Below are 11,835 nucleotides of genomic sequence, written 5' to 3' on the forward strand. Positions count from 1 at the left end.
TCAATACGTTTACCGCTCACAATAATGCTCATTTAAAACTAGTAATCAACTACATCATCTGCCAACCATGGATTAAGTGGCTTTATTGGGATATAACTTACCAGTGAGATTGCTGTAAGCCGCCCCCAACAAAATCAACAAAATTGAGTCAATCATGACTGGAAAAATCGCATAGTAAAAATGGCCGATATGGCCCAAGATCACAATCAAAGCTACTGCAGCCGCAGGCGGATGCAAGCAACGCAAACTAAACATCGCCAAAATTGAAAGGCTTACCGCTAGAGGCATTGCCAATAGAGGCTCTGGAATTAGCAAATAGGAGGCAATTCCCACCAAAGCAGAAACGGTATTGCCTCCAATTACAGCCCACGGTTGGGCCATGGGACTGCCAGGTAATACAAATACCAGCAAGGCACTTGCACCTAAGGAGGCCATCAACCATTCACTAGAGCCAGCTAATTCGCCCAGATATTTGGCGATAAGAAATACTGAGGCTAGGCCAACAAAGGCCCCTACGGCTGCCCGCACTCTTTCCAACCAACTTACAGGCGGCTGATCACCACCGAAGTAAAAAGACACACGTTTAAATACGTATTTAAAAGAATGTCTCATAAATTTTCCATAAGTTAATGCGATGTTGAAAATAACTGTGGGCTGTTAATATTTTTTTAATACCCAGTCTTATAACTCGCCAAGCTAACTGTCCTGCCACCATGGCTCGAGTGGATACTGGGATCTGGTAGTGCTCAAAATAAATAGGCCGCATTAGCGGCCTATTTATTTGTCGGTATGAGCTTAGCTCAAAACGAAACTTAAGCTTTTTTAGCGTAAGCAGAGCACCAGCCCTTACCAGCAACTTGCTTACCAGCAAATAAGGAGCAACCGCCGGCAGCAGAACCAGCTTTACCTTGGTACAAAGCGCAGTTATCGCACTGTTGACCAGCAGCGTACTTAGCATACTTTGCCTTATCTACTTTAGAGGCATCAGCCTTATAACCCAAAGCGGCAGCTTGTGGATCAGTTTCAGCAACCATTGCTTGAGCCTGAACTTTACCGTTCAAAGCTAAGGTGCAGGCACCAGCAGCAGACAAAATCATAAATTGGCGACGACTATTTTTCATGGGAACTCCAGTGAGTGAGGTAGAACAAAATTTGCATCTTTGAGGATCATAGATCAGATGAAATTACTCGACTATGACATATATAAGTTATTGATTTATATAGATATTTTGTTGAGAATTGTTCTCAAACAATAAATTGCCTAATCTAATGCCAGCCTTTTAGATTCATACATGAGATCCGCTGTTTCACATGGGCCCCAGAATCTGCCTCTGGGTAGGCTTGAGCGCAATCCAGAGCGTCGCGCTTAAAAGTCGCCTTATTATTTTTGGCGTCTTCTACATTCACATCTGGATAGATAGAGCATCCCAGCAAAACTACTCCTAACAGGAGATTGCTCAGTAACCTTAGAGGGGGCGAGAAGAGACAATTCGCTGCCCCTCTATTTTGCATCTTCATCATTTCCTTTTTGCCCGGGCAAGCCTTATCTTTTCTCTAGGAGCGATAAAAACTCTCTACGCAAGTTGGAATCCTTAAGAAAAGCTCCACGCATCACGCTATTAACCATCTTTGAATCGCGATCTTTTACGCCACGCCATTGCATGCAGAAATGATCTGCATCCATTACGATTGCCACGCCAATAGGCTTAATCTTTTTCTCAAGCATATCGGCTAACTCGACTACGGCCTCTTCCTGAATCTGTGGCCTGCACATCACCCACTCAGTTAAGCGCGAATACTTTGATAAACCAATCAGTGCTGACTCTTTGCTCGGAAGAACGCCGATCCAAATGCGACCCATAATTGGACAAAGGTGATGGGAGCAAGCGCTACGAACAGTAATGGGGCCAATGATCATCAACTCATTCAAGCGACTTACATTCGGAAACTTAGTAAGAGTTGGTTGTTCGATATAGCGGCCATTGAATACTTCCTTAACAAACATCTTAGCCACACGTTGACTTGTATTTTTAGTATTGTGATCACTCTCTGTATCAATTACCAAGCTTTCTAAAACAGCCTGCATCTTTTCAGCTACTTCATCTACCAAGCCTTCCAGCTCACCAGGCTGAATGAATTTAGAGATATTGTCATTTGCATGAAAGCGTGCTTTTTGCGCCTCGATACGCCGACGAATCACTACGGATAGTGGTGTGCCAGCATCACTCTTTTTGGCGGCAACTTTATTAGCAGGCTTAACACTTGAGGCCTTTTTGACAGGAGTCTTGACAACCGTCTTTGCGGGAATTTTTTTAGTAGGCATGTGTATTTATTGTCTCGATGAATTTTGTAATTTACTTTTATTTCTTTTAAATCTGAAAGAAGATGCTGACCACGCAAGCTAAGCCAGCAAGCCATACGATGGAACGCGTAGTTGGCCAATCCGCTACATAGCAAACCAGATAAGCAATACGCGCCAATACAAAACCAATTGCCAATAAATCAATTCGGTCTTGAGGGGCATTAGCGATGGACGCAATGATCACTGACGCAAAAAAGAAAGGGAGAGATTCAAAAAGGTTGGCTTGAGCAGCATTGGCTCGCGCCCGAAATCCTGTCTGCTTAGCAAGCCACTGCCTGGGCATGCCATTGTCATAACCCTCAAAACCTTTTTTAGCGATGCCTGCTGCCACATAAGGAAATAACCCCATGAACAGCACACACCAATACGCAATAGTCATGACTGTCCTTTTTTCTTGGAGCCAATGCGACTTTCTTTGCCGTTCATTAGATTGTGAATATTGCTGCGATGACGCCAGATCAGCAGTAGACAAACTACCAGCAGCGCAATAGCCATAGGTTGAAAGCCAAACAAAAATACAAAATAAATTGGCCCAAATACTGCTGCTGCCAAAGCAGCTAATGAGGAATAGCGCATGAACATCGCCACAATAATCCAGGTTCCCAAAGTTGCTGCGCCCAAAATCCAATTAATACCGAACAAAATACCGCAGGCAGTAGCAACTCCTTTACCACCCTTAAAGCCATGGAAGATTGGGAACAGGTGTCCTAAGAAAACAGCAATCACAACACCACATAACAACCAAGAATTGAGTGTTGATGTTAAGGATTCATCTCCAAGCAATACTCGCGCCAACATCACCGCAAAATAACCTTTGAGCGCATCCCCAATTAATGTGAGCACAGCTGCAAGCTTATTGCCTGTTCGCAGAACATTGGTGGCGCCTGGATTACCGGAACCATAGGAATGGGGATCAGGCAAACGCATGCACTTACTCACCACCACCGCAAAAGAGATGGAACCAATCAGATAGGCAATCGGAATGAGCAATAGGTCTAAAGTTAAATTCATGGGGATATCTTAAACACTTATTACATTCTTGATGATTGCTTGAATCGGCACGCTTTAAGTGCCCCGAGGATGATGCTGCTGATGGATTGATTTCAGGCGCTCTCTAGCTACATGGGTATAAATCTGGGTAGTCGAGATATCAGCATGGCCTAAAAGCAGTTGCACCACCCTTAAATCCGCTCCATGATTGAGCAAATGGGTAGCAAAAGCATGACGTAAGGTATGCGGAGATAAGGCAACGGGGATATTAGCAATGGTAGCGTAGCGCTTGATCAGCGCCCAGAAAGCCTGACGGGTTAAGCCTGTACCTGTGTGGCGCCCAACAAATACCGCGTCCGAAGACTTACCCTCAAGCAATGGAGTTCTGGCATCAGCCAAATAGCGACGTAACCATTGACCTGCTTCACCACCAAATGGAACTAGTCGCTCTTTACCGCCCTTACCATTCACCACCCGAATAACACCTTCATTTAATCCTAGAGCAACGGTCTTTAAGGCAACAATTTCTGAGACCCGCAAGCCACTGGCATACATTAATTCCAGCATAGTGCGATCACGCAATCCAAGTGCAGTCTCCACATCGGGAGCATTAAGTAAAGCAGTGACCTGATCTTCACTCAATGTTTTCGGGAAGCGCAACGCTTGCTTAGCCGCACGCAAACCAATACAAGGATCACTTTTAACTAAGTTCATGCGTAGGGCATGACGATAAAAACGTTTAAATACTGTCAGCCGACGATTAGCAGTAGTTGCCTTATCAGCCCGGCGATGTGCAATATATGCAGTGAGGTTTTTTTCAGCGACACCATAGAGATCGATGCCCGAATCTTTTTGAAGCCACTGAGCTAAGAGCAATAAGTCTCGGCGATAGGCAGACAAACTGTTTTGCGCCAAACCATCCTCCAACCAACAAGCGTCACAGAAGCGCTCAATGGCCTCTTGGCTTGCCGGATGGATGGATGGCACAACTACATTAGTCACGGAAGTTATTAAAGCCTAATGGAGCCTCGCTAACTTCTTTCTTAAGCAATGCCATGGTTTCTTGCAAGTCATCGCGCTTAGTGCCCGTTACACGCACTGCATCACCCTGAATACTAGCCTGGACTTTGATCTTGCTGTCTTTGATGATGCGCACTACTTTTTTAGCCAATTCTGAAGTAATGCCTTTTTGGATCTTCATGGTTTGCTTGCGCTTATCGCTACCAATAGTTTCTTTTTTATCGTCCTTGAGGTAGCGCACATCCACATTACGTTTGGCCATCTTGCCGTAAAGAACGTCACGAACTTGACCCAACTTAAAGTCGTCATCGCCAAATAAGATCAAAGTCTCATCCTTTTGCTCAACTCGGCTATCGGAGCCTTTGAAGTCAAAACGATTGGTAATTTCTTTATTGGATTGCTCGATTGCGTTTTTCAACTCAATCATGTCAGGCTCACACACTACGTCAAATGAGGGCATCTCAAACTCCTTAAATAATCTGGGTAATCAATTCTGCAAATTCAATCAATGCATTGTTACTTTTCAAGTTTTTTCATAATTTACGAACAGAAACTCGAACACGAATAAGATTGTGGCATGAACTCCGCGAAAAATGCGCCCAAACCAGCAAAATTGACCCTCAATTTGGGGCTCAAGCACCGGAATAGCTTTGGCTTAGATTCCACGGCCGAATTGGGTTACGAGATCACATCCGCGAATCAGTTGCCAGCCCTCATGAAAGAGCTTGGGGATAAAAAACTTGGCTGGCGTGTATTAGGCGGCGGAAGCAATGTGATTCTTCCGGAGTCTTTGCCAGGAGCAACTCTGCTAATTAATATTCTCGGTCAAGAGCTTATTAAATCGGATGACAGCAATACCTGGCTCTCAGTGGGCGCCGGCGTTAATTGGCATGAATTGGTTTCCTGGACCCTAGAGAAAGACTTACCGGGCCTGGAAAACCTTGCCTTAATCCCAGGAACGGTTGGTGCAGCACCGATTCAAAATATTGGTGCATACGGCGTTGAAGTTGGGGAATATATCGACAGTATCGAAGCATTTGATTCTGCGGCCCATGCCTTTGTCACTCTCCCACAAGAGGCATGCCAGTTTGCTTATCGCGATAGCTACTTCAAGCAAAATCCCAATCGATTTATCGTGACAAAGGTCGTTTTTAAAATCCCAAAATCTTGGCGGGCACGATTACAGTATGCCGATCTAGCAAAACAATTTTCTGAGCCAAACTCAAGCCCAAGTGCAAAGCAAATTTTTGATACGGTATGTACTATCCGATCTAAAAAATTGCCAGACCCCAAAGACATTGGCAATGCTGGAAGTTTTTTCCAGAACCCGATTATCGACACCGAGCAATACGAGCAATTGATTGAGAAATTCCCAAACCTGGTTTCTTATCCCGACGCTCCTGGTATGCGCAAACTAGCTGCAGGCTGGCTCATCGATCAATGTGGCTTTAAGGGCAAGCGCATTGGTCCTGTTGGCGTTTATGAAAAACAAGCGCTAGTGCTAGTGAATCATGGTGACGGGACATCGACCGATATCCTCAATCTAGCAAAAAATATTCAAGAAGAAGTATTGGGTAAATTTGGCGTGCAACTCGAGATTGAGCCAAATATTCTGTAGCTTTATTTCGGCAATTCAAGCTTAGCAAACTCAACCTCTACTTGACCTTCGGCCAAGCGTACCTGAAATGCATTCTCTGTATTGAGCTCATTTGGATTGCGCACAGCATGCATAGTCTGCCCCTCCTTCGAGTTTGCTTGATTACTCAGAATCACTGCATAGCCACGCTCTAGAGTTCTTTGTGGGTTGAGCATTTCAAGTTGGGACTGGAAGTGGCCTTGGTCACGTTTCCAATTTTCAACCCTAACCAACCATGCTTGATTCAGTCGCTTCTGCCAACCACTAATTTGCTCACGCATACGGTCGGGATTCGGTAGGGCATGACTAAGACGCAAGGCCAGTTGATCTAAGGTTTGCGCTTCGCGCTCTACTCGCTGACTAACTCTTTGCAGCAATGCTTGCATGATGGCATCTAACTCTTGCAGCATTTGATCGCGTCGAGGCGCCGCTAATTCTGCCGCGCCCGTAGGAGTTGGTGCACGCAAATCAGCAACAAAATCAGCAATCGTGACATCGGTTTCATGCCCAACCCCACTCACGATTGGAATGGGTGATTGCGCAATTGCATAAGCTAAATTCTCGTCATTAAATGCCCAAAGGTCTTCAATGCTGCCACCACCCCTAACTAGCAAAATGACATCAACAGCATTTTCCTTTTCGGCAGCCTTCAGTGCAGAAATAATTCCAGCCGGTGCTTCTGGCCCTTGGACTAATGTTGGGTAAATCACAATGGGTATGTGCGGCGCTCTTCTAGCTAATGTACTCAGCACATCCTTTAAGGCTGCTGCCTGTGGTGAAGTAATGATGCCAATCGCTCTCGGATGGGTTGGGATGGGGCGCTTATTCTCAGCATCAAATAAGCCCTCTTTGGCGAGTTTGGCCTTCAGCTTTAAAAAAGCTTCATAGAGACCGCCCATGCCAGCACGGCGCATGCTTTGGACTGTCAGCTGAATGTCTCCACGCGGGACATAGAAACCGAGATTAGCGGCGACTTCTACCAAATCTCCAGATTGAGGCATAAATCCAACCTGCCCATTACGACCGCGGAACATCACGCAGCGAATCTGCCCCTCTTCATCCTTCAAGGAGAAATACCAATGCCCACTGTCATAGGCCTTGAAATTGGAAATCTCCCCGCTAACCCAAACGGTATCGAAGCGCTCCTCCAAAGAGCTCGCAATGGCGCGGTTTAGATCGCCAACACTGAGGATTTCTCTTGATATTTCCGACATTTTTTCTCTTTTTCTATACCGGCATCAGCTCTTGCGGCCAATAAATATCCACAGAAGCTTATTCGCCCTAAGTCTAAGCCCTATAAGTAAGTAATTACTGACCCAAAACGTCTCATAAAACCAACATATTCTCTGTATCTTGTTGATTTATATCATAAATTTTTAAACTCTATTTTAGGCTAAATCCCATAAAATAGACTGCTATTACCATCAATCAAGGACTTACAACAGATTTTCTAAAAAGTTTTGCACAGAGTTATCCACAGGATGTCTTTGTGAAAACCCATTTTTAATTCAGCTAAAGTACTGAGCTTATGTACTCAATCTTACTGTCTGCTGGTTGGCCCATCTGGCCCCTTCTTCTCATCTCCATAATTGGCCTCGCTATTGTCATTGAGCGCGCTTGGTATTTGCGCCAAATTCACATATTCCCGAAAGATAGTCTGGAAACGGTATTTGGACTGGCAAATGCCATTTCCCAGCAAAAAACAGTCCCAGAACCTGAAATTAGCGCTCTGGGCCAACTTTCCCCTGTAGGCGGCCTCTTTGCATGCATCCTTCATGAAAAAGTCTCTGGCAGCTCTGCAGACTCTGCTTTAGAAGAATTACAAGCCAATGCTCAATCTGCTTGGCTAAAGCTAGAGCGCTATCTTGGCGTCTTGGCAACCATCGCAACCGTTGCACCCCTCTTGGGACTGTTTGGGACCGTTGTCGGCATGATTGAAATCTTTGGCAGTCAGGGCGTCGGCAGTCCTCAACAATTGGCGCATGGCATCTCTATTGCTCTGTACAACACAGCTTTTGGTTTACTAATTGCAATTCCTGCATTGGCCGCATGGCGCGGTCTGCGTGCAATGGCAAATCAACGCCAACATGAGTGCGAAGAATTTACCCGTCAATTATTTAAAAAACTCTATCCATACTCTGCGGATACAAAATGAGTTGGCTAGAAAATAAGCTTCAGCATCGCGGTCAATTTTCATTAGGAATGCATACATCTTCAGTAGAGCCGGAGATCAACCTCATTCCTTTTATTGATGTGCTGTTAGTAGTGCTGATCTTTTTAATGATCTCCACTACCTTTACCCGTTACCAAGAGCTAGCGATCACCCTACCCACTGCCAATGGCGCAGTAAGCCAGTCGGAGGTAAAACAAATTCATATTGCAGTCAGTCGTGATGGACGCTTTGCCATTAACGGCCGGGTAACTGACCGAAGCCAGCTGAGCAACAGCCTCAATGCACTGAACAAAGACAATGCTATCCAAGTCAATATTGATGCGGATGCTAAAGCCCCTCACCAGGCAGTTATGAGTGCACTAGAGGCAGCGCGTGATGCCAACCTAGCCAATATCGTATTTAGCAGTCAAACTACCAAGAAATAATCCAACATACTAGAAGCATTGAGCAAAACAAATCGCCCTTAATGTCATCGCCAAAAAAATCTTCTTTCTTTAATAAGGCTCCCCGGTTTTGGGAAAGGCGTGGGCCAACTAGCCTCATCCTCTGGCCTTTATCTAAGATTTACGGTTGGGTAAATCAAGGCTTAGATTTGGTAAATGATCTGAACCTGGGAAGACCCAAACCAGCGTCAGTCCCAATCATTATTGTTGGCAATATCCGCGTTGGTGGCACCGGTAAAACTCCCATCGTCATTGCCTTAGCTGAGCAACTCGCACGCATGGGTTGGAAACCCGGAATTATTAGTAGAGGTTATGGCGCATCTGCATTAAGCGCACCCCGCCAAGTAAAAAGTGGTTCCAATCCTGCAGAAGTTGGTGATGAACCCGTCTTAATTGCTAAGCGAACAGACAATCAGTTTCCGATTTGGATCCACCCCAAACGGACCCTGAGCATTCGGTCTATGTTGAAACAAGATCCTTCGGTGAACGTCATCATCAGTGATGATGGCTTACAGCATCGAAGCCTGCTACGTTGGCCTGCTCGCGAAGGGGGTCGTGATATTGAATTTGTAGTGCGTGATCAACGTGGCGAGGGCAATGGCTTCTTGCTGCCTGCTGGCCCCTTACGTGAACCTGCATCTCGCGAGCGAGATGCCACTTTAATGACTGGGCCTATATCTCCCTCCAATCACATAGATGAATATTTTTTAGGGCGACGCGCTTTCACACTGGGCAGCCAATTGGGCACACCCTATCAACTAAATAATCCAAGCAATACACAATCCCTATCTTCCATTGCAGACACCTATCTTCCAAACAAGATTACTGCTGTCGCTGCAATTGGTAACCCACAACGCTTTTTTGATGACTTACTAAAGCAGGGAATTGCTGGCAAATGCATTGGTTTAGCGGATCACGCCAGCTACAGCCCGGAATTTTTCTCTGCCATCCATGCTGAGTGCATCCTGATTACCGAGAAGGATGCCGTAAAATGCACCTCAATACAGGACGAACGAATTTGGGTAGTTCCGATGAGTTTAGAGATTTCAAATACATTGGCAGAATGGTTGCAATCGATTTTGCAAAGACCCGATCCAAATCAATACACCTTATAAGAAATAGTAAAGATCAAATATGGACAAGCGATTATTAGAGATTTTGGTCTGCCCTTTGTGCAAAAGTACTTTGCATTTAAATACAGAAAAACATGAGCTCATCTGCAAAGCGGATCGTTTGGCTTACCCCATTCGAAATGACATTCCCGTCATGATTGTTGATGAAGCCCGCAGTCTTTCCGCTGATGAAATTAATTAACCATTGATCAGGTGAAATCCAGTACATGAGCATGAAGCCTCCAGAGTTTTTAGTGGTAATTCCTGCAAGACTGGGATCAACTCGCCTACCTCGCAAGCCGCTCGCTGATATCGGCGGAAAACCCATGGTAATTCGTGTGGCCGAGCGTGCACAGCAGTCAAATGCTCAAAGCGTTGTAGTTGCAACAGACTCACCAGAAATTCAAGCAGCGTGTGATGAACATCGTATTGAGTGTTTGTTAACTAGTGCAGATCACCCTACTGGCACAGACCGTATTGCAGAGGTTGCCCAACTGTTGAAACTTCCAGCAGATACTTTGGTGGTCAATGTGCAAGGCGATGAGCCTCTCATCCCCCCAGAATTAATCAATCAAGTTGCCCAAACTTTGGCTGACAATGCTGCATGCGCAATTTCAACGGTTGCCGTACCCATTACAGATGAAGCAGAAATCATGAACCCCAATGTTGTTAAGGTGGTTCTGAATCGCTCTGCTGAGGCGCTCTACTTCTCTAGAGCCACTATTCCGTTTGTGCGGGATCCAGACTCTGATCGGCCTGTTACCCACTTACGCCATTTAGGCATCTATGCCTACCGGGCCGACTTTCTGCAGGCCTATACCCGTCTTGAGCCAGCACCCCCTGAGCAGGCGGAGGCACTAGAGCAGCTCCGCGCCCTCTGGAATGGCTACCGTATTGCAGTCCACACGGCCAGCAAAGCCCCACCAGCCGGGGTTGATACAGCCGAAGACCTCGAGCGGGTCCGCCGCATCTTGGCCAGCTAGCCCAGAATCTGGTTGCCAAAACGTTCTCGGGGATAATCCTAGGAATTGGTTACACAGGATCCCGAAAAAATACGGGACAATGATGGTCTTCTAAGGGGAAAACAATGCGGTTGATTCTGCTCGGTGCACCAGGTGCTGGCAAAGGAACACAGGCTCAGTTCATTTGCGAAAAATTTGCTATTCCACAAATCTCGACAGGCGACATGTTGCGCGCTGCCGTTAAAGCTGGAACTGAACTTGGCATTGCTGCTAAAAAAATTATGGATGCCGGTGGACTGGTTTCCGACGACATCATTATTGGCTTAGTAAAAGATCGCTTAACTCAGCCAGATTGCAGTAAGGGTTATTTGTTTGACGGCTTTCCAAGGACCATTCCCCAAGCACAAGCCATGAAGGATGCTGGCGTGCCAATCGATTACGTTCTCGAAATCGATGTACCATTTGATGCCATCATTGATCGCATGAGCGGTCGTCGCGTTCACCCAGCTTCAGGTCGCACTTATCACGTCACTTTCAACCCACCAAAAGTTGAGGGTAAAGATGATGTCACTGGCGAAGCCTTAATTCAGCGTGATGACGACAAAGAAGAAACTGTGCGCAAGCGTTTGCAGGTATACAACGATCAAACTCGCCCACTAGTGGAGTACTACTCAACTTGGGCAACTCAAAGCAATGCGGCTGACAAAGTAAAAGCTCCGGCCTATCGCAAGGTCAGTGGTACAGGTAGTGTTGATGACATTACCGCTTCTATTTTTGCGGTACTGAAATAATTTCTTTCCGCAAAAGCAAAAAGGACTGCATTGAACTGACCCACAAAAGTTGGACAGTTTTATTAGGTTAGCAGAAGGGATTGAGTTCGGTATTGCACCGGGCTCAATCCCTTTAGTTTTTGCTTGATCCGATCATGGTTGTAGTAGTGGATATATTCCTTTAACTCAGTTTTAAATGTTTGGACATCATCAAACTTCTTTTGGTAGAAGAACTCTGTTTTCATAATCCCAAACCAGTTTTCCATCACCGCGTTATCTAAGCAATTACCTTTTCTAGACATACTCTGAGTAATGCCTTGCTTGTGTAATTCTTTTTGATAAATCCCCATCTGGTATTGCCAGCCCT

The 11,835-nt window shown here is 45.6% G+C and carries 16 protein-coding genes; 7 read left to right on the forward strand and 9 right to left on the reverse strand.

Going from position 1 to position 11,835, the window contains the following annotated elements; translation table 11 throughout:
- Window positions 1-72: 72 nt before the first annotated feature.
- From ICN30_RS09750 to ICN30_RS09780, 7 genes are all read right to left on the reverse strand, one after another.
- Window positions 73-612 (reverse strand): HPP family protein, encoded by a 540-nt coding sequence (locus tag ICN30_RS09750; protein WP_216275255.1) that lies wholly within the window; start codon window positions 610-612, stop codon window positions 73-75.
- Between the two features lie 200 nt (window positions 613-812).
- The gene (locus tag ICN30_RS09755; RefSeq protein WP_215392080.1) at window positions 813-1,121 is read right to left on the reverse strand and encodes a high-potential iron-sulfur protein; all 309 of its coding nucleotides are present in this window, start codon (window positions 1,119-1,121) and stop codon (window positions 813-815) included.
- A 422-nt stretch (window positions 1,122-1,543) separates the two neighbouring features.
- Complete coding sequence (gene folE, locus ICN30_RS09760) at window positions 1,544-2,323, reverse strand: GTP cyclohydrolase I (protein ID WP_216275257.1); 780 nt, start codon at window positions 2,321-2,323, stop codon at window positions 1,544-1,546.
- A 46-nt stretch (window positions 2,324-2,369) separates the two neighbouring features.
- Window positions 2,370-2,741 (reverse strand): MAPEG family protein, encoded by a 372-nt coding sequence (locus tag ICN30_RS09765; protein WP_216275259.1) that lies wholly within the window; start codon window positions 2,739-2,741, stop codon window positions 2,370-2,372.
- Window positions 2,738-3,373, reverse strand: coding sequence for a glycerol-3-phosphate 1-O-acyltransferase PlsY (plsY, locus tag ICN30_RS09770; RefSeq protein ID WP_216275261.1), 636 nt, complete (start codon window positions 3,371-3,373; stop codon window positions 2,738-2,740). The genes ICN30_RS09765 and plsY overlap by 4 nt, the downstream gene beginning before the upstream one ends.
- A 54-nt stretch (window positions 3,374-3,427) precedes the next feature.
- The gene (gene xerD, locus ICN30_RS09775) at window positions 3,428-4,363 is read right to left on the reverse strand and encodes a site-specific tyrosine recombinase XerD (RefSeq protein ID WP_370626631.1); all 936 of its coding nucleotides are present in this window, start codon (window positions 4,361-4,363) and stop codon (window positions 3,428-3,430) included.
- Window positions 4,347-4,832 carry a YajQ family cyclic di-GMP-binding protein gene (locus ICN30_RS09780; protein WP_215305825.1) on the reverse strand — a complete coding sequence of 162 codons (486 nt, stop codon included), beginning with the start codon at window positions 4,830-4,832 and terminating at the stop codon, window positions 4,347-4,349. Before ICN30_RS09780 ends, xerD begins: the two co-directional genes overlap by 17 nt.
- Before the next feature lie 117 nt (window positions 4,833-4,949).
- On the opposite strand from ICN30_RS09780, the gene murB reads away from it, so the two are divergent.
- Complete coding sequence (gene murB, locus ICN30_RS09785) at window positions 4,950-5,990, forward strand: UDP-N-acetylmuramate dehydrogenase (RefSeq protein ID WP_216275265.1); 1,041 nt, start codon at window positions 4,950-4,952, stop codon at window positions 5,988-5,990.
- 2 nt (window positions 5,991-5,992) lie between these two features.
- Here the strand turns inward: murB and xseA are convergent, their stop codons facing one another.
- On the reverse strand, window positions 5,993-7,222 hold the full coding sequence (xseA, locus tag ICN30_RS09790; protein WP_216275267.1) for an exodeoxyribonuclease VII large subunit: 1,230 nt from the start codon (window positions 7,220-7,222) through the stop codon (window positions 5,993-5,995).
- 314 nt (window positions 7,223-7,536) lie between these two features.
- On the opposite strand from xseA, the gene ICN30_RS09795 reads away from it, so the two are divergent.
- The 6 genes from ICN30_RS09795 to adk all read left to right on the forward strand — a co-directional run bounded on the left by ICN30_RS09795 (window position 7,537) and on the right by adk (window position 11,489).
- On the forward strand, window positions 7,537-8,163 hold the full coding sequence (locus ICN30_RS09795) for a MotA/TolQ/ExbB proton channel family protein (protein ID WP_216275269.1): 627 nt from the start codon (window positions 7,537-7,539) through the stop codon (window positions 8,161-8,163).
- Window positions 8,160-8,606, forward strand: coding sequence for a biopolymer transporter ExbD (locus tag ICN30_RS09800; protein WP_216275271.1), 447 nt, complete (start codon window positions 8,160-8,162; stop codon window positions 8,604-8,606). Before ICN30_RS09795 ends, ICN30_RS09800 begins: the two co-directional genes overlap by 4 nt.
- A gap of 41 nt (window positions 8,607-8,647) precedes the next feature.
- A complete protein-coding gene (lpxK, locus tag ICN30_RS09805) occupies window positions 8,648-9,739 on the forward strand; it encodes a tetraacyldisaccharide 4'-kinase (protein WP_216275273.1) in 1,092 nt (363 codons plus the stop codon).
- Between the two features lie 19 nt (window positions 9,740-9,758).
- On the forward strand, window positions 9,759-9,938 hold the full coding sequence (locus ICN30_RS09810) for a Trm112 family protein (protein ID WP_216275275.1): 180 nt from the start codon (window positions 9,759-9,761) through the stop codon (window positions 9,936-9,938).
- 31 nt (window positions 9,939-9,969) lie between these two features.
- The gene (gene kdsB / locus ICN30_RS09815; protein WP_216275287.1) at window positions 9,970-10,719 is read left to right on the forward strand and encodes a 3-deoxy-manno-octulosonate cytidylyltransferase; all 750 of its coding nucleotides are present in this window, start codon (window positions 9,970-9,972) and stop codon (window positions 10,717-10,719) included.
- A gap of 104 nt (window positions 10,720-10,823) precedes the next feature.
- The gene (adk, locus tag ICN30_RS09820) at window positions 10,824-11,489 is read left to right on the forward strand and encodes an adenylate kinase (protein ID WP_216275277.1); all 666 of its coding nucleotides are present in this window, start codon (window positions 10,824-10,826) and stop codon (window positions 11,487-11,489) included.
- Between the two features lie 62 nt (window positions 11,490-11,551).
- Here the strand turns inward: adk and ICN30_RS09825 are convergent.
- Window positions 11,552-11,835: IS3 family transposase (locus ICN30_RS09825; RefSeq protein WP_216275279.1), on the reverse strand; the 284-nt coding region annotated here is incomplete at its 5' end.

This window comes from Polynucleobacter sp. 31A-FELB, assembly GCF_018882405.1.
GTDB lineage: Bacteria > Pseudomonadota > Gammaproteobacteria > Burkholderiales > Burkholderiaceae > Polynucleobacter.